Source organism: Rhizobium bangladeshense, assembly GCF_017357245.1.
In the GTDB taxonomy this organism is placed as follows: Bacteria; Pseudomonadota; Alphaproteobacteria; order Rhizobiales; family Rhizobiaceae; genus Rhizobium; species Rhizobium bangladeshense.
Genome location: NZ_CP071612.1, coordinates 1,569,605 through 1,587,687, shown reverse-complemented (window position 1 = coordinate 1,587,687; position 18,083 = coordinate 1,569,605). Strand labels below are relative to the sequence as shown.

General features: G+C 61.5%; 16 protein-coding genes. 3 read left to right on the top strand and 13 right to left on the bottom strand.

Annotation, left to right across the window (positions count from 1 at the left end; genetic code table 11):
• Positions 1–4 precede the first annotated feature (4 nt).
• Genes J2J98_RS07665 through bcsN form a run of 4 tightly spaced genes read right to left on the bottom strand, consistent with a single transcriptional unit; the run spans position 5 to position 6,720 of the window.
• Positions 5–1,051 carry a family 8 glycosyl hydrolase gene (locus J2J98_RS07665; RefSeq protein WP_207602782.1) on the bottom strand — a complete coding sequence of 349 codons (1,047 nt, stop codon included), beginning with the start codon at positions 1,049–1,051 and terminating at the stop codon, positions 5–7.
• A complete protein-coding gene (locus J2J98_RS07660) occupies positions 1,048–3,498 on the bottom strand; it encodes a cellulose biosynthesis cyclic di-GMP-binding regulatory protein BcsB (RefSeq protein WP_207602781.1) in 2,451 nt (816 codons plus the stop codon). Before J2J98_RS07660 ends, J2J98_RS07665 begins: the two co-directional genes overlap by 4 nt.
• Complete coding sequence (gene bcsA, locus J2J98_RS07655) at positions 3,495–5,687, bottom strand: UDP-forming cellulose synthase catalytic subunit (protein ID WP_138395088.1); 2,193 nt, start codon at positions 5,685–5,687, stop codon at positions 3,495–3,497. Before bcsA ends, J2J98_RS07660 begins: the two co-directional genes overlap by 4 nt.
• 58 nt (positions 5,688–5,745) lie before the next feature.
• A complete protein-coding gene (gene bcsN, locus J2J98_RS07650) occupies positions 5,746–6,720 on the bottom strand; it encodes a cellulose biosynthesis protein BcsN (RefSeq protein WP_064706874.1) in 975 nt (324 codons plus the stop codon).
• A 315-nt stretch (positions 6,721–7,035) separates the two neighbouring features.
• Between bcsN and J2J98_RS07645 the strand changes: the two genes are divergently transcribed.
• Positions 7,036–7,350: a DUF1236 domain-containing protein gene (locus J2J98_RS07645; RefSeq protein ID WP_064706873.1), complete on the top strand. Its 315-nt coding sequence runs from the start codon at positions 7,036–7,038 to the stop codon at positions 7,348–7,350.
• Positions 7,351–7,373: 23 nt separating this feature from the next.
• Here J2J98_RS07645 and J2J98_RS07640 read toward each other — a convergent pair whose 3' ends face one another.
• Positions 7,374–9,032, bottom strand: coding sequence for an ATP-binding protein (locus J2J98_RS07640; protein WP_064706872.1), 1,659 nt, complete (start codon positions 9,030–9,032; stop codon positions 7,374–7,376).
• Between the two features lie 271 nt (positions 9,033–9,303).
• Between J2J98_RS07640 and J2J98_RS07635 the strand changes: the two genes are divergently transcribed.
• The gene (locus tag J2J98_RS07635) at positions 9,304–9,651 is read left to right on the top strand and encodes a response regulator (protein WP_064707074.1); all 348 of its coding nucleotides are present in this window, start codon (positions 9,304–9,306) and stop codon (positions 9,649–9,651) included.
• A gap of 356 nt (positions 9,652–10,007) precedes the next feature.
• Here J2J98_RS07635 and J2J98_RS07630 read toward each other — a convergent pair whose 3' ends face one another.
• From J2J98_RS07630 to J2J98_RS07605, 6 genes are all read right to left on the bottom strand, one after another.
• Positions 10,008–10,550, bottom strand: coding sequence for a MerR family transcriptional regulator (locus tag J2J98_RS07630; RefSeq protein ID WP_064706871.1), 543 nt, complete (start codon positions 10,548–10,550; stop codon positions 10,008–10,010).
• 151 nt (positions 10,551–10,701) lie between these two features.
• Positions 10,702–11,040, bottom strand: a complete 339-nt coding sequence (locus J2J98_RS07625; RefSeq protein ID WP_064707073.1) for an integration host factor subunit alpha — start codon at positions 11,038–11,040, stop codon at positions 10,702–10,704.
• A 106-nt stretch (positions 11,041–11,146) separates the two neighbouring features.
• Positions 11,147–12,118, bottom strand: coding sequence for a beta-ketoacyl-ACP synthase III (locus J2J98_RS07620; RefSeq protein WP_064711301.1), 972 nt, complete (start codon positions 12,116–12,118; stop codon positions 11,147–11,149).
• 20 nt (positions 12,119–12,138) lie between these two features.
• Complete coding sequence (gene plsX, locus J2J98_RS07615; protein ID WP_207602780.1) at positions 12,139–13,185, bottom strand: phosphate acyltransferase PlsX; 1,047 nt, start codon at positions 13,183–13,185, stop codon at positions 12,139–12,141.
• Between the two features lie 99 nt (positions 13,186–13,284).
• Positions 13,285–13,839, bottom strand: a complete 555-nt coding sequence (locus J2J98_RS07610) for a YceD family protein (RefSeq protein WP_064711300.1) — start codon at positions 13,837–13,839, stop codon at positions 13,285–13,287.
• Between the two features lie 11 nt (positions 13,840–13,850).
• Positions 13,851–14,441 carry a ubiquinol-cytochrome C chaperone family protein gene (locus tag J2J98_RS07605; protein ID WP_207603096.1) on the bottom strand — a complete coding sequence of 197 codons (591 nt, stop codon included), beginning with the start codon at positions 14,439–14,441 and terminating at the stop codon, positions 13,851–13,853.
• A 187-nt stretch (positions 14,442–14,628) separates the two neighbouring features.
• Here J2J98_RS07605 and J2J98_RS07600 point away from each other — a divergent pair, with 187 nt between their 5' ends.
• Positions 14,629–15,162, top strand: a complete 534-nt coding sequence (locus J2J98_RS07600; RefSeq protein ID WP_064706869.1) for an outer membrane protein assembly factor BamE — start codon at positions 14,629–14,631, stop codon at positions 15,160–15,162.
• Between the two features lie 101 nt (positions 15,163–15,263).
• Here J2J98_RS07600 and J2J98_RS07595 read toward each other — a convergent pair whose 3' ends face one another.
• Both J2J98_RS07595 and nusB read right to left on the bottom strand, forming a co-directional pair.
• Positions 15,264–17,402: a sodium-translocating pyrophosphatase gene (locus tag J2J98_RS07595; protein ID WP_207602779.1), complete on the bottom strand. Its 2,139-nt coding sequence runs from the start codon at positions 17,400–17,402 to the stop codon at positions 15,264–15,266.
• Between the two features lie 198 nt (positions 17,403–17,600).
• Positions 17,601–18,083 (bottom strand): transcription antitermination factor NusB, encoded by a 483-nt coding sequence (gene nusB / locus J2J98_RS07590; RefSeq protein WP_064706868.1) that lies wholly within the window; start codon positions 18,081–18,083, stop codon positions 17,601–17,603.

Genomic DNA, 18,083 nt, shown 5'->3' with positions numbered 1-18,083 from the left:
GACTTCACAGACACTCCGGATGCTTCTCCCCAATATAGGCCAGCCCCAACAGCTGAAGCGTGGACGGATAATAGAGTGTTGGCGCAAATTGCAGAGCCGAAACAGGCAGTTTGGTCCCGTCGACTACACAGGCCACAACATCGTTAACAATTCTATAACCAGGATCCGGCAACACCGTCTTCGGCCGGCCCGTGGCGAGATCGATCGTGGCCGGAATGCCATCCTGCGACATCCCCGCTCGCAGACGGTTCAACAGCGGCTTGTCGATGATGCCGCCGCGAGCGAGATAGAGTGGGATGCGAAGGGCATTATAGGCAAATTCCGCATCGAAACCTTTTGCCGGCCGCGGGGGGCCGCTGAGGCTGACCCATTCGGCGGGAAGCTTGCGCGGGCCGAACTGCATCGTCTTCAACAACGCCACGCCATCGTCGGACAGCTCCTTCCAGGCGCCGGAGGGAGCAAGCGCCGCCATGACAGGCATTGCCTCGTAAATCCAGTAGGAAGGATTGACGACAGGGCCGTCGTCACGATCGGCGGCGCCGAAACCTTCGTTGCCCGGCATCAGCAGCGTTCGGCCCGCCGAGCGTACGACGGTTTCCGCAAGTAGCGACTGCGCCATGCGGGAGGCAGCCAGGATATAATCGTTGCGCTTCCATGCGGTGCCGGCAAGCGCCAGGGCATAGGCGATCAGTATGTCCCCGTCCGTGGCATTATTGGTATCGGTCACGTGCGGCCGGACATTGGGATTCCATTTCCAGACAGCCAGGCCATCGTCGCGCAACAGCAGTTCGGTACGGGTAAAGTACCAGATCTGCTCAAAATCCGCGGGGCTCGCCGAGAGATAGGCGAGCAGCATTCCATAGCCCTGCCCTTCGCTATGGCTGATATTGCCGTTGCCGTTGTCGATGATCCGGCCGCTCGCATCGAGAAACTTCGCCTTGTAGGCGGACCACGCATCGGCATTGATCATCGCCTGCTGTGCAGCGGCGGGTGGGCTTGCGGGGGCGAACGTCACGGCTGCCGCAAAGAAGAACGTGCGCAGCCCCCTCATTCCGACCGGCCCAGTGTTTTGAGCATCTTGGACGTGGCGACGCCGATCAGCAGCAGGAAGACGACGAGCAGCGAGGCATAGGATAGGATATTCGTCGACAGCCAGTTGGCCGCGATCAAGCGGTAGTTGGAAATCGACCACGGCGTGGACGGGACGAAATCGAAACGAGTGACTGGCACTGTCTCGATCTTGCCCGTCTTGTTCGAATAGGTGGTGATGTGACCGGACATCTGCGACCAGTTCAGCTGACCGGTCAGCACCTCGAGCCCTTCGCGCAAGTCCTTCGCCGAGGGTGCCGCCACCACGGTCCACGAGCCCCCTCCCAAGGGGCTGGAGCCTTGCGCAACCATGAGGGTGTCGGCGTTGGACGGAGTGAAAACCTTCTCGGCGCCCGGGATGAATTGCAGCGAGCTGCGGGTGATGTCGAAACTGCGCCCAAGCCATTCGCGGAGGGCCGTGATGCGGCTGCGCAGGATGCCGCCGCTCACCTTTGAATTCCACTCCTCAAAGGCCGTGTCGGTATCAACAGCGCCTGGCTGCGGGTCGGCCACCGGACGCCATGAGGCTTGGCTCGCCGTGGAGATATTGGCCTGCGTCAGCGCCGTTGCCGGCATCTGCGAAATTGACCCGATAAAGATGGTGTCCCGATCACCGATCGTGTTCGGCGAAGCGACAGTCTCGACGGCGATTGGATGGCCGGCCATTACCGCCATCTGACCGAGCAACGTCGCGGCCGCCGAAAGCGTATCGGCATCGACGCGATCGATGAACAGCGGCGTCGGCTCCGCCGCTCGGCCATAGGGATAGGCCGTGCCTGACATTGCCGCCAGGTTCGGACGCTGCCCGACGCGGGCAAAATCCGGAATGTGCACTTCGGAAGTATCGAACAGGGCAAAACGGGGATTGGCAGTGGCCGTAGCACCCGGAGCGCAAGCGGCATCGTCTTTCGTCATCAGGATGGTCTCGATCGCAATCGTATTGAGACCGGGCTTGAAATGGCGCATCGTCACGCGGATCGGCAGATGACGGAGAATGCCGCCGGTGGTCGTGGTAAGCGGCACGGTGGAGGCGATATTATCGTTGACGTAGATATCGATGTGGCTGCCGGGCAACACGTTGTCGGTATAGGCGGCATCGAGCAGCACCTTCGCCTCGCCATAGCCATTGGCATAAAAATCGGCCGGCACGGCGATATTGAAGCTGGTACGGAACCTGCGGCCAGAGAATTCGGTGGTTTTTACGCCAAGCTGAGACAGAGCTATCCTGGTATCGGAAAAGACCAGCGGCGCGTTCGGCGCGCTCCAGCGCTCTGTGGTCAGCGCATCGCGGCGGACGCCGGCGGATCTGTCCGTTGGCGAAACGATCGTATCGATCGCCGACGAGACCGCCTGCCAGGAGGGGCCGCTGATCAGAAGTACCGGCGAGCCGCTGCGCGGATCGGTCACGAAAGCGGCGAGCGGCGCACTTTCGGCGCCGGGCGGCAGCCTGGGAAAGAGCGGCCGCAGTTCCGCGGCGGTGCCGACAAGTACCCCGAGCTTGCCGGGACCGGCGGCCGGAAGCGACGCGGTGCTGAAGGCAACTATCTGGTTCGGCATGCTGCTCAGCACCGACAGACCCTGTGCCAACCGCAACAGTGGTTTGGTCGTCCCCGGCTGCTCCAGCGCCGGGACGACGATGTCGAACTCCGTCCTTCCGGCGCCGTCGACGCCTATGGCGCGGATCGCGTCCGCACTCGAAAGCTCCGCGGCATTCCCGCCGGCAAAGCTCAGATAGGTTCCGGCCGGATCGATATTCGACCATAATTCATAGGTGGACTGGATGCTGCAATCGGTCCGATGGCGTTGCTCCGCCTGGAAGGTGACAAGATTGGCGCCCGGCTGCAGCAGGCCGGAGGGAACTTCGAAAGTGACGGCGGAAGAGCCGTCTGCCGAGCCGACCCGCTGCTGGCCGATCGGACGATTGTTGAGATAGACGGTCAGTGCGGAGGCCTCGGGCGCGACGACGATCGAATTCTGATAGGCGAAGGTGAAACTTGCCTTGGCGGCGGCCTGCTCCGGCGTCAGGTAGACAGACCATGACCGGCGATCATATTCGCCGCCGAGGCTGAATTTAGAAAAGGGCACGAGATAACGCCTGATATCGCGCGGGCGCGGCTGCGAAGCGGCATTTGCCGCCGCGCCAGGCTGAGATGCCTGCGCCGCCGGCTGCGGCAGGACAGTGATCGGCGCAGCAACGGGCGCAGGCGGCCTGGCCGGCGCTGGCGTTACGGAAATGGGCGGCGTGACGGGTACAGGCGGCGTCGCTGCGGGCGGAGCCGGCGGCGTCAGTCTCGGGGTCGTGGACGCGCCTTGTGGCCGCTCGCCCGACATGTCGAACGGCGCGGTCTGCGCCTGGGCTGCGGCGGAGGCATGCAAAAGGAGAAGCGAGGCGGCGACGATCTTTCTCATCCGGCATTGACCTTTGCCGCCTGCTGCTGCGCCTCCCGCTCCGGCCGCATGCTGCGGAAGAAGTAAACGAGGCCTCGGCTGGTCTGATAGAGCGACAGGCCGAGGAACCAGATAGTGCCGCGGATCAGGCCGGGATTGCGGCGGCGTGATTCCTGAAACTGGGTCCATTGATCGGAATTGGCAAACATCAGATCGGCTATCAGACGATGATCGAGCGCGCTCTTCGGCACATATTGGCAGCCGACATTGCTGATATCGCCTGATGGCTCGATGTTGCGGACGATGAGCGGCAGGGTTTCAAGATCAGCGCCGCTATAGGGCCGGAAGCGCATCTCGCCGGGGGTGCCGACGATCAGTTCATCGAGATGCTTGTTGAAGATATGCAGCCTTGCACCGTGAACAGAGACATCCTCGATCGAGGCCGCATACCACTTGCCGTTGGCATAGAACTCGCAGCGCCTGTTGACGCGGACGCGGCGGGACAAGGCACGTTCGCCGCGTTCCGACACGACGCCGAGCGCGCAGCCGGCCATGATCAGATTGATGACATTCCAGCCGCCGACGACGAGGGTCACGTCGGCCTTATAGGGTTCGGCATAGATCCTGTAGATGGTTATGACGAGCGCAATGATCTGCACCGCAAAGATCACGAAGAACGGACGGCTGATCTCCGAGAGGCGGCTGACGGCGATGGATTCATCCTTGGCGGTGACCTTGAAGGTGGGCTTTCTCGGATTGAGCATGACTGAAACGACGGCCGGCAGCAGGTGCACCGTCTGCACATATTCGTAAAGCTCGGAAATCCAGGGCCAGCGGAACGACCCGTAGAGATAATTCTGCATCATCAGGTTCACGAGCATGTAGGCAAGGGTATATGCAAGGAACTCGCCGCCAGACGCCGTGAAGATTTCCAGGTCGAAGAACAAGTAGAAGAGCGGCGCGAACAGGAAGATCGTGCGCGGGAATGGGAAGAGCCAGAAAAGCGTGGATGACATGTAGCACAGGCGCTGCGGGATCGACAGGCCGCGCTTCAGAAGCGGGAAGCGGAAGCGCAGGATCTGCATCATGCCCTGCGCCCAGCGGCTGCGCTGGCCGATGAAGCTCGCGAAGGTGGCCGGCTGCAGCCCGGCGATCAGCGGCTTGTCGACATAAATGCTGTTCCAGCCGCTGCCATGGAGCGCCAGCGCCGTCTCGCAATCCTCGGTGATGCTGATACCGGAAAAGCCGTTCTGGGATTCGAGCGCCTTGCGGCTCAAAACCGCGGCCGAGCCGCAGAAGAAGGCGGCGTTCCATTTGTCGAGGCCGCGCTGGATGATGCCGTAGAACATCTCATTCTCGCTCGGCATCTTTTCGAAAGTGCGCAGGTTGCGCTCCAGAGGATCGGGATTGATGAAGAAGTGCGGGGTCTGGACGAGAAATAGCTTCGGGTCGTCTTCGAAATAGCCGACGGTTTCGATCAGGAAATCGCGCGCCGGGGCGTGGTCCGCATCGAAGACGGCGATGAGCTCGCCGGTCGAATGTTTCATGCCGTTGTTGAGATTGCCGGCCTTCGCGTGCTCATTGCGGTCGCGCGTGAGATAGGTAACGTCAAGATCTTGGCAGAGTTGCTTCAGCTCGACATGTCGGGCTGCCGCCGCCTGGGCCTCGAGCAACTTGCCGGAATTGCGCTTCTGCAATGTGCCGCCATCGTCGAGCAGCCAGACATGCAGCTTGTCGGCGGGATAGTCCATGGCCTTGGCGGCAGCCAGCGTGTTTCCCAGGAGGCCGGCATCCTCGTTATAAGTGGGCACGAAGACGTCGACATGGGGCAAACGCCCCGGATTGGCGGCACGCGACCGGCGCGGCGGAAGCGGAGTGGCGACGATAAAAAGGCTGAGCGCCAGCATCGCGACACTGTACATTTCTGCAAGATAGAGCAGCAGGCCCGGAATGAAATTCTCCGGCTGATTCAAGGGCGGCAGCGTGTTGGTGGTGCGCCAGTAGACGTAGCGCAGCACGATCGACGTGCCGAAGGCCAGCGCGACCAGGCGCCACGTCCCCTCGCCTTTCAGTATCTTGATCAGCGCCATCACAGTGACGACGGTGATACTGGTGATGAGCTGAGTCTGCAGATTAACCGGCAAGGTGATCAGCACGATCATGCAGAGCGTAACCACGGCCCAGATGATGACACTGCGGGCTTTGCGCATCGACCTTCCTTCGAAATCGCTCGCCGGGGCCCCGTCCGTTCCCCGGGGGGCATGTTCATTATCTCCGGCAGACGGCCGCCGCGTCGCCTATGCAGTCCGGCGACGGCACGGTGACGCCGATCGCCCTTGCTGATTGTTTGAGCGAGGCGGCTGCTGCCTCCGGCGCTGCACTCGTCTGTGGCACCTCGCTCGGCAGCGGCACCCGCGGACCGATGGGCGCCGGCAAGGGTGCAGTGCCTTGCGCCGGTTTCGGACCCGGGTCGCTGCGAACCGGGGCCGTCCCCCGCGAACGGATTACGACGGGCGCCGGCTCATAACCGATCGGCATCGGGCTTGGGCGATATCCGCCCTCATCGGGATAGATCGGTTCACCGGTACGACCGAGCGACGCGCTGGCAGGCGGCGGGCTACCATACGGGTTCCAGGTAGGACCGTCGAAGGTGCCGGTGATGGTATAGCCGTAGACCATGCCGAGCAGCTGGCGCTCGGTTGCGCGGGCGTCACAGAGGCGCAGGCGCAGCTGGATCATGCCGAAATTGCGTGCCTGGGTATTGGCTGCCGCGCTCGAGCGGATCTGCTGCCAGGCATAGATGCAGGCATCGCCGGCGCGGCTGCGGCCAGAGGCATAGCCGAAGGGACCATAGGCGTTCTGCAGGAAAGTCGCCGATGTCGCCATCGGCACGCCGGGGACCGAACGGGCCACCTCGCGAGCAATGCCGCTCTCGTTGATCATGCTGAAGTTGGCATCACCTATTCCGGGATTGGCCCCGGAAGCGCCGAAAAACTGGGCCTTCAGAAAATTCTGGCCGGGTACGGAAGATGAGGTAAACAGCGATATGGTCTGTTCGACGCCATTGCCGCGCTTGCGCTCGACGACGCTGACGATCGAAGGGCCGCCCGGCGGCGGCAGAACCAGCGCTTTCTCAGGCGCCACCGTCTCCGGCCCCGAAGGATGGCGCACACCGCCTGTCGACGTGCAGCCGGCCATCACGCCCGCCACGGCTACCAGCGATATCGTCTTCCCCAAGCGCATGTCTCGAGCCGCCGTAATCGTCTTTCCAGATATCCATTCGCAGACCGAAACGCGACGGACCTTCGAATCAACAGCCGTCCGGCCGTTCACCTGACATAAATCGCCGACATGGTTAACGAAGGGTAAAAAGCCCGAACCTGATGCCATCGGACGACTCGCTGAACCTGATTCGGACGGCTCAACCGTATGGTGCATATATTAGTTTAGCAACAAACAATTGGCACCCCGCCGCGGCCACGATGGCAAGCCGGTGGCGGAACTATGCCCTACGGCCGGCGTTGCGTTGTTGTCCGACTTCAAAAAGGAGAACATCCCATGCGCAAGATCATGCTCGCTACGGCCGCCGTGCTGACCATCAGCTCGGCCGCCTTCGCCCAGAGCACCGTCGTCGTCACCGACCCCGCACCAACCGGCTCCGTCGTCCTACCCGGCGAGGTGCGCACCTATGTCATGGAGCAAAACACGCCATCGGTCGTCTATGACGGCGAGATCACTGTCGGCGCGACGCTGCCGGATACCATTGAAGTCCATACCGTGCCCAATGTCGACGGCTATGCCTACACCGTCGTCAACGAGCGGCGCGTGATCGTCGAGCCGAAGACACACCGCGTGATCCAAGTTCTCGAATAACGGATGTGGGGGGCTGGAGCGCGTCATGCGCGACTTCCCGTCCCCTCGCCTCCCGCGCTGACCGGCACATTCAGGAGTTCGCGGATCTTATGGGCGAGTTGCTCGAGGCTGAAAGGCTTGGCGAGCAGCGAGACGCCGTGGTCGAGCACGCCATTGTGGACGATGGCGTTGCGAGTGTAGCCGGTGGTGTAAAGAATCCGGATCCCCGGCCATTTTTCCTGAACGGCATCAGCAAGCTGACGTCCGCTCATCTGCGGCATAACGATATCGGTGAAGATCAGATCGACCTCGGGGTTCCCCTCCAGAAGAAGAAGTGCCTCCACACCGCTTGCCGCCTGCAGCACGGTGTAGCCGAGTTCGTGCAGACTTTCGGCGGTCATGGTGCGGACATGTTCATCGTCCTCCACCACCAGTATAGTATCGTTGACGCTTCCTTGAGGGATCGGCTGGGCGCCGGCGGCGGCGAGGCGGGCATCCGCCTTGCCGACATGACGCGGCAGATAGATCTTCACCGTCGTTCCCCGGTCAATCTCCGAATAGATCTTGATGTGGCCGCCGCTCTGCTTGATGTAGCCGTAGACTTGGCTAAGCCCGAGACCAGTTCCCTTGCCGGGTCCTTTGGTGGTGTAGAACGGGTCGAAGGCGCGGTCGATCACCTCGGGCGACATGCCGGTGCCGGTGTCGGTCATGCTGATCATCACATATTGGCCCGCCTCGACCTCCGAATGCATACGCGAATATCGCTCGTCAAGTTCGGTATTGGCGGTCTCGACCGTCAGATGGCCACCGCCGGGCATGGCGTCTCGCGCATTGACGGCAAGGTTGAGCATGGCGTTTTCGAGCTGGCTCAGATCGGCGAAAGTCGGCCAAAGGCCGCCGGCAAGCACCGTCTCGATCCGGATATGTTCGCCGAGCGTGCGCCGCAGCAATTCCGACATGCCGCCGACAAGCTTGTTGACGTCGATCACCTCCGGGGCCAGCGGTTGCTGGCGTGAGAAGGCGAGAAGGCGCGCGGTCAATACCGCGGCCCGCTGGGCTCCATCCCTGGCATTCTGAAGGGAGTTCAGCAGGCGCGGATCCTCGTGTCCGGTCATCCGCCGCTGGGCGAGATCGAGATTGCCGATGATGATCGCCAGCATGTTGTTGAAATCATGGGCGACGCCCCCCGTGAGCTGACCGATCGTCTCCATCTTCTGCAGCTGGCGCACCTGTGCCTGGGCGGCGGCGTTCTCTTCCATCTCATGCCGGAGTTCGGCAGTGCGCTGGGCCACCGTCTCTTCAAGGCGCGCATTGAAGCTGTTGAGTTCGCTGCGGAGGCGGCTTTGTCTGCCATGAGCGACAATAATCATCTCCATCAGGCTGACAATGATGACGGCATTGATAAGAAAAGTCGCAAGCCCTATCCACTGGACGGCGCTCACCGGCCAGAAAGCATCGTGCGGCTCGACGAAAAATTGCTGGACGAGGGCACCGGCGAGCATGGCCGCCAGCAGGCCCGGCCCGGCGCCGCCCACGAAGCTTGCGAGCAAAACCGCCGGAAGGAAGCTCAGGAAGGGAAACCCGGAGAGATCGTCGCCAGCGGCAACTCTTAGAAGAAAGGTCAGGCCAACCAAGGCAACGGCAAGCGGATAGGTATAGCCTGGCCTGTGACGCAGCCAATCGGTGGCACTCAGCAAATCCATTCCACACCCCTTCTCGGCCGTCACAGAAACGGCATTCTAGCTTTTGCACATCGAATTTCGCCGGGCAATATGCTGTTTCCAAAGGGCGGCGCGATCTTTCAGATTCGCTTGCCGCGCCTTAAGCTTTTATGTTTACACATATCGCCGTTGCAAAACGGCTGCACTGTTTTGTGCGACAAGTTTACCACCGCTGCGCGTGGCATCTTGACGAGCTGCGCAAGCGGTCCACATAAATCTTCGTGCCCGGCAGGGGGAATGGGTGGACGGGATCATGAAAGACATATTCATCGTCGAGGACGATGCACTGATTGCCATGTTGCTCGAGGACATGCTCAGCGATCTCGGCTATCGGGTTTGCGCGAGCGCGCCAGATCTGGAACGGGCGCTCGTAACCGCGAGGGACGCGGAGTTCGACGCCGCAATCTTAGACGTCTCCCTCGCCGGCAAGAGTTCACTGCCGGTCGCGAAGCTGCTCGACGAACGCGGTAAGCCCTATCTCTATGCGACTGGGTATGGCAGCGCTCCAGAAGGCAGCGCACCCAGCACACTCCCAGTGCTGCGAAAGCCGTTCCAGCTCAGCGAACTCGAACTGGCGATGAAGCAGCTTTCCGAAAGCTAGAGCCTTTCCGGGTTAGCTTGAAGCATTCTGCCGGAGCAGGTTTTCGTCAGGGCAAAGGCGATTGGCGACGGGCATACCTCTTGGTACGTCCGAGCCGATCGCCCTTGATCCTGGCCAGAGATGCCGGCCCCACCGGACGCACCGCTTCGCCGTGGCGAAGCGACAAGTGCGTCCGGCTGAATCTAAAGTCTCGCAGATTTGCGAGGCAAATCTGCGGGAGGGTTGGCTGAAACGGGCCGGCTGATCGACCGGCCGGCTTGGCCGTAGAGCTTGGCTACGGCGCGCGCCGGCCGGTCGATGGACTCCGTTTTGAGCCAACAGAATGCTTCAAGCTAACCCGGAAAGGCTCTCGACAATCAGCGCACCTGGTCGAGCAGACGCTTGCATTCCAGGAGGTCGTAGAGCGCCTCCTGAAGCAGTGCCCTGTCTTCCTTGCCGACGCTCGATTTGCCGATCGAAACTTCCGGTTGCTCATCGTCTCCGGCAACGAAATTGAAGAACCGGCGGGTGATCGGCGGCTTGGCGCGGCCGACGATCTGGTCTTCCTCGGCCATGGCGACACGCGGCTCCCCTGCGCCCATCTCCTGTGCACCCGAGGCGAGCGCCTCGACGCTGGCGAGATCGCCGTGGCCGACCGAGATGACGAACTTGTTGCCGTTGGTCTTCAGAAGCTTCTGCACGCCCTTGATCGTATAGCCGTGATCATAGAGCAGATGCCGGATGCCCTTGAGGAGGTCGACGTCCTCGGGCCGATAGTAACGACGGCCGCCGCCGCGCTTCATCGGCTTTATCTGGGGAAACCGTGTCTCCCAAAAGCGCAGCACATGCTGCGGCAGATCAAGATCGTCTGCGACTTCGCTGATGGTGCGAAAGGCATCGGGGCTCTTGTCCAACGTCATACTGCTACGCAACCTCGCAGGCTCGATCCAACGGCGACTCACCATATTTCAAAGGTTTGGCGCGGACAATTCAAGTCATGTCTCGACGTTGCGCACAGGGGATGGACTTGCGCCAGAAAAAAACGCCATTCCGAGGGGAGGAAGCTCGATATCAGGGAGCCGGATTCTGCGGCTTCAGCTTGACCTTGCGGGCGACATGGGCCTTGAGGATGCGCGTCTTCAGCACGTTCGACGCCTTGAAGGTCATCACCCGGCGGGGAGAGATCGGAACCTCCTCGCCAGTCTTCGGATTGCGGCCGATCCGCTCGTTCTTGTCGCGCACCTGAAAGGTGGCGAAGGAGGAAAGCTTGACGGTTTCACCACGCACAATGGCGTTGCAGATTTCGTCGATGACGGTTTCCACCAGTTCGGCAGATTCTGTCCGGGAAAGACCAACCTTCCGGAAAACGGATTCCGCCAGGTCTGCTCGCGTCACTGTCTTTCCGGTCATGGTTTCCCCGCCCATTACAAAATATTTTTTGAAAGCGAACGAAGAGTATTTGTCTTGCGCCTCACGGTCAAGCTCTTGTTCGCCGCCAGTTTTTTAGGATTCGTGCTTACCAGCGCAGGAGAACGGCGCCCCAGGTGAAGCCGCCGCCCATTGCTTCGAGCATCACGAGGTCGCCCTTCTTGATGCGGCCGTCGCCGGCAGCGGTCGCAAGCGCGAGCGGGATCGACGCGGCCGATGTATTGCCGTGCAGGTCGACGGTGACGACGACCTTGTCCGCATCGATGTTCAACTTCTTCGCCGAACCGTCGATAATGCGTCGGTTGGCCTGGTGCGGCACCAGCCAATCGAGGTCTTCGGCGGTGGTCCCGGTCGAATCGAAGGCGGCTTGGATGACATCGGTGATCATGCCGACGGCATATTTGAAGACTTCGCGGCCTTCCATGCGCAGCTTGCCGACGCTGCCCGTCGTCGACGGCCCGCCATCGACATAAAGCTTGTCCTTGTGCGAACCGTCGGAGCGCAGATGCGCGGTCAGCACGCCGCGGTCGGCAGACGTCCCCTCACCTTCGGCCGCCTCAAGCACGATCGCGCCGGCGCCATCGCCGAACAGCACGCAGGTGGTGCGGTCGTTCCAATCGAGAATGCGCGAAAAAGTTTCGGCGCCGATGACGAGAACTCGCTTTGCCAGCCCGCCGCGAATATAGGCATCGGCGGTCGTCACCGCATAGACGAAGCCGGTGCAGACTGCCTGGACATCGAAGGCGAAGCCGTGGCTCATGCCGAGACGGTTCTGGATATTGACCGATGTTGCAGGAAAGGTGTTGTCAGGCGTCGAGGTGGCGCAGATGATAAGATCGATATCGGCGGGCGTCAGGCCGCCATTGGCTAGCGCCGCACGCGCGGCCGCCTCGCCGAGCGAGGCCGTCGTCTCGTCGTCGCCGGCCACGTAACGCTGGCGGATGCCGGTGCGCTGGACGATCCATTCGTCCGACGTATCGACGATGGCCTCCATGTCACGATTGGTCATAACGCGCTTCGGAAGTGCGGCTCCGAACCCGCGAACCACTGAACGGATCATATTCGATTGAACCTCATCGCTCATGCCGCTTCCGGGCCCATCGGGGGCAAGCGCTTGGCATGATATTTCTTAAGATCGTTTTCTATTTTCTGATTGAGGCCGTTCTTGGCCATGTCGTAGCCGACCTCGATGGCAGCGGCGATGCCTTCGGCATTCGCGCCGCCATGGCTCTTGATGACAATGCCGTTCAGGCCCAGGAACACGCCGCCATTGACCTTGCTCGGATCGAGCTTCTCTCGAAGCATATCGAAGGCGCTTTTGGCGAAGACGTAGCCGATGCGGGCGAGCAGCGTGCGCGACATTGCGGCACGCAGATATTCGGCGATCTGCTTGGCGGTGCCTTCGGCGGTCTTAAGTGCGATATTGCCGGAGAAGCCTTCGGTCACGACGACGTCGACCGTGCCCTTGCCAAGATCGTTGCCCTCGACGAAGCCGGAATATTCGAGAGAATCGATATTCGCCTCGCGCAACAGCCGGCCGGCCTCCTTGACCTCTTCCTGGCCTTTAACCTCTTCGACTCCGACGTTCAGAAGACCGATTGTCGGGCGCTCGATCTCGAAAAGCGCGCGCGCCATGGCACCGCCCATCAAGGCGAAATCCATCAGTTGCTGTGCATCGGCGCCGATCGTCGCACCGACATCGAGCACGATGCTTTCGCCCTTCAGTGTCGGCCAGATAGCCGCGATCGCCGGGCGCTCGATATTGGCCATCGTGCGAAGACAGAATTTCGCCATCGCCATCAGTGCGCCGGTATTGCCGGCCGAGACCGCGACATCGGCATCACCCGCCTTCACCGCCTCGATCGAACGCCACATGGTGGAGACATAGCGGCCGCGGCGCAGCGCCTGGCTTGGCTTCTCTTCCATGCTGACAGCAAGCTCGCAATCATGGAAGACCGATTTTTCCTTGAGTTTCGGGAACTTGGCGAGAATGGGATCGCATTGTTCCTTAAGACCGTAGAAAACGAAGGAAATATCCGGATGCCGGTCCAGCGCCTTGGCGGCGCCGGGGATGACAACCTGGGGACCAAAGTCGCCACCCATGAGGTCGAGAGATATTCTGATCACGCGTCCCTGATCCTTCTTTTCGCCGAGGGGCGAAATTTCGGCCAAAATACCGGTTTTGGCGTCGCATACAACTGAATTGTGTCAAATGCCAGAGAGGCTTCAGTCCTTTTTCCAGTCCTTCAGGACCGCGAAAGCGGAAGGCTTTTTATCGTTTTCGCCGCTGTCCTCGATATGAGCTTGGAACTCGACGCCTTCCTTGCGCGGATAGGGATCGATCGCAAGGGCGGCGAATTCCGCGACCACCTCGCCGGCGTCGATCGTATCGCCAACAAAGGTCTCTGGCAGATCAGGACCGTCTGGGTCGAGCAGCATTTCGCCGGCGTCATTACCGGGCTGGCGGGCAAGCTTGGAACCCTCAGGCACGAAGATCTGCTCGAAGCTCTCGTCGATCAACGATTGGACCGGCTCCAGCGTCACGACGCAGGACTGGACGATCTTCGCCTGCACACGGCCTTTGACGCGCACGCCGTCGCGCTTCCAGCGGGCGATCTGCAGATCGGCGCTGAGATCGTCGACGGAGACCACGCTCCAGGCCTCGGCAAGTGCCTTCAACTCGCTGGGGTCGGCCTCGATATGGACTTCGACGGGGTTGGCGGAGATATGGCCGACCTTCACGCGATAGGAGAAGGGAACATCGTCCAGATTATCTTTCATCGTTTCCTCCTTCATGCAACTGGCGGCAGCGTTGCCGAACCGCTGGCAATCACCGCTTCCGGAACGGCGGACAGATGAGCTTCCGCGGCCACCATCCAAGCGGCAAGGCCGGACATATCCGCCGGCGCCTGGCTTTCGGGGTAGATATTGCGCTGGAGAGCAAGAGCGAGCGCTTCGGGATCGCCGGCATCCATCGCCTTGGAATAGGTTTCGAGCCGGCCATAGAACATGCCGGCGAGCTTCTTCATCCGTTTCGGCACGCTATTGTCGCCGATGCCGAGTTCGCGAATCGAATAGTCGATGTCCTGGAAGAAGGCGTCGACGATCTCCTGAGCTATCTCCTGGCCGCTGACAGCCGAGGCGCGCGTGCGCCGAAAAAACAGAATCATGACGATCGACAGCATTTCGAAACGGCCCATGACCGTATCCGGTACATTGAGCCGCTCATAGAGATCGGGCATGCGCGCAGCCGCCGTCAGCGCCGCATACTGCCGGTCGACGATCGCCTGATTGTTGTTTTTCTTACGGAAGAGCCCGAGGATCATTGTTTTTTCCGGAAATGCCTCATTCTTCACGCCGGCTGGCGTCCGGCCTTGTTGCATGATTTCGAAAGCTGGTTTACCGAAGCAGGCGCGAATTGCAATGCCGATCGTGGCCAGCTTCGGGACGACCCCTTCGAGACGCCAGCGAAGCAAATTCGGGAAACTCGACCCGGAATGGCCACAATGGTTTTGCAGGAGGAAAGCGTACAAGGCCCAAAATGGCTGCTATCGACACTCAAGGGAGTAGATGTCGTTGAAGAAACGGTATTTCAAGTCTGACATGAAATTCTTCAGCAGCGCGGCCATTGCCTTCATAATCGCCTCCACATCAGCTCTTTCAGGCTGCCAGACAGGCACCGTCCTCAACGGCGGCTATGTCGTCGATCAGCAGTCACTCGATCTCGTTCCGGAAGGGTCCAGCCGGGAACAGGTACTGCTATCGCTCGGCACGCCGTCGACGACGGCGACCTTTGACGGCGAGGTCTTCTATTATATCTCGCAGCGGCGCACGCGCGCCGTCGCCTTCCAGAAGCTGAAGGTCGTCGATCAGACCGTTCTGGCCATCTATTTCGACAAGGAGGGCGTCGTCAACCGCCGCGCCAACTACACGCTGCAGGACGGCAAGGTCTTCGATACGATCGGGCGTGTCACGCCGACCGGCGGCAAAGAACTCACCTTCCTGCAGCAGATGCTCTCCGGCGGCAGCGCAGCAAGTGCGGCCCGCAGCCTGTTCGGCGGCGGCGCCGGCGGCACGCCGCAAAATCCGAGCAGCCTGCGCTGATCGAACATGCCTTCAACGAAAACCCGCCGGAGCGATCCGGCGGGTTTTTCAATGAGCGTGCTTCGGCGCCGCGGCTGACCGCGGCGCCTTTGCGACGTGCGTCAGCCGGCGAGAACGGCGAGCAGCAGCAGCGCGACGATGTTAGTGATCTTGATCGCCGGATTGACGGCGGGGCCTGCGGTATCCTTGTAGGGATCGCCGACGGTATCGCCGGTGACGGAGGCCTTGTGCGCCTCCGATCCCTTCATGTGACGCACGCCGTCCTTGTCAACAAAACCGTCCTCGAAGCTCTTCTTGGCATTGTCCCAGGCGCCGCCGCCCGAGGTCATCGAGATGGCGACGAAGAGGCCGTTGATGATGACGCCGAGCAGCGATGCGCCGAGAGCGGCAAAGGCCGAGGCCTTGGAGCCGGAAATCAGAAGCACGCCGAAATAGACGACGACAGGCGCCAGCACCGGCAGAAGCGAAGGCACGATCATCTCGCGGATGGCCGCCTTGGTCAGCAGGTCGACCGCCTTGCCGTAATCCGGCTTTTCCGTGCCCTGCATGATGCCCGGCTTCAGCTTGAACTGCCGGCGCACCTCCTCGACGATCGAGCCGGCGGCGCGTCCGACGGCCGTCATGGCGATGCCGCCGAAGAGATAGGGAATCAGGCCGCCGAAAAGCAGGCCGGCGACGACGTAAGGATTCGAAAGTTCAAAGGAGATCGTGCCGATATTGGCGAAGTAGGGATATTGGTCGCCGTGGGCCGCAAAATATTGCAGGTCGTTGGCGTAGGCGGCAAAGAGCACCAGCGCGCCGAGACCGGCAGAACCGATCGCGTAACCCTTGGTGACCGCCTTGGTGGTGTTGCCGACGGCGTCGAGCGCATCGGTCGACTTGCGCACTTCCGGCGGCAGATGCGACATTTCGGCGATGCCGCCGGCATTGTCGGTGACAGGGCCGAAGGCATCAAGCGCGACGATCATGCCGGCAAGGCCAAGCATGGCGGTAACGGCGATGCCGGTACCGAAGAGGCCGCCGAGCTGATAGGTGGCGATGATGCCACCGACGATGACGATTGCCGGCAGGGCGGTCGATTCGAGAGACACCGCCAGACCCTGGATCACATTGGTGCCGTGACCGGTCACTGAGGACTGGGCGATCGAAACGACCGGACGCTTGCCGGTGCCGGTGTAGTATTCGGTGATGACGACGATCAGTGCGGTGACGACGAGGCCGACAAGCCCGCAGATGAAGAGGCTCGTGCCCGATACGTCGGCGCCTGCGACCGTGCCGAGCGAGCCCCAGCCGACGGTGAGCGACGTGGCGGCGCCGAGGCCCACGATCGAAAGCAGGCCGGTGACGATGAGGCCCTTGTAGAGAGCGCCCATGATCGAGCCGTTCGAGCCGAGCTTGACGAAGAAGGTGCCGATGATCGAGGTGATGATGCAGGCGGCGCAGATCGCCAGGGGATAGACCATTGCCGATTGGAGGATCGGCGCACCGGCAAAGAAGATCGCGGCGAGGACCATGGTGGCGACGACGGAGACCGCGTAGGTTTCAAAAAGGTCGGCGGCCATGCCGGCGCAGTCACCGACATTGTCGCCGACGTTATCTGCAATCGTTGCCGGATTGCGCGGATCGTCTTCGGGGATACCGGCCTCAACCTTGCCGACGAGGTCGCCGCCGACATCGGCGCCCTTGGTGAAGATGCCGCCGCCGAGACGGGCGAAGATCGAGATCAGCGAGGCGCCGAAGCCGAGTGCCACCAGCGCGTCGATGACTTCGCGCGAGCCGCTCTCATGGCCAAGCCCGATGGTCAATATCGTGTAGTAGATGGAGACGCCGAGCAGCGCGAGGCCCGCCACCAGCATGCCGGTGATCGCGCCCGACTTGAAGGCGATGTCGAGGCCGGCGGAAAGGCTGGTGGAGGCCGCCTGGGCGGTGCGCACGTTGGCGCGGACGGAGACGTGCATGCCGATGAAGCCGGCAGCACCTGATAGCACGGCGCCGATCAGGAAACCGATGGCGGCAATGGCGGAAAGGAGCAGCCAGGCAGCAATGAAAACGACGACGCCGACAATGGCAATGGTCTTATACTGGCGGGTCAGGTAGGCCTGAGCACCTTCACGGATATAGCCCGCGATCTCCTGCATCCGGCTGTTGCCCTGATCGGCGGCAAGCACCGACCGGGTTGCCCAGGCGGCATAGACCACCGAGAGCAGACCGGATGCAATTACGCATAAAAGAATGGTCATTTCGCTCTTTCCTCCCATAGGCCGGAGCTCACTCCTTCTCCGGCAGATACGCCGCCGAATCGCCTTTCCTCTCCACAGAAATGCCACAGCTAAGCCGTGCGGAGATTGCGTGGTCGATGACGTGGCGTCAAGACCGCAACGGGTGAAAACCATTGCGGTACGAAGAAAGACGCAGGGAGATTGTTCGGCGGCTAAGAGCTACTTCTTGGCCTCGCCGCGGACCTGCTTGGCGATGCGGTCTAGCACGGCGTTGACGAGCTTCGGCTCATCGTCATCAAAAAAGGCTCGGGCGATCTCGACATATTCGGTGACGATGACAGCCACCGGGACGTCTTTGCGATCGAGGAGTTCGAAAACTCCGGCGCGCAGGATGGCGCGCACGGTGCTATCGAGGCGCGACAGCGCCCAATCGTCCTGCAGTGCAGCGGCAATCAGCGGATCGAGACGGACCTGATCGCGCACGACTCCGGAGACGATGGAGCGGAACCAGGCGGCATCAGCCTTCAGATAGGTCGCGCCATCGAGCTCCTGGCCGAGGCGGTGCGCCTCGTATTCGGCGACGATTTCCAGAACGCCGGTGCCACCGACATCCATCTGGTAAAGCGCCTGAACGGCCGCCAGGCGGGCAGCGCCCCGCTGGTTCGCAGTCTTGACCGGCCGTTCCGTCTTGTCGTCGTTCAT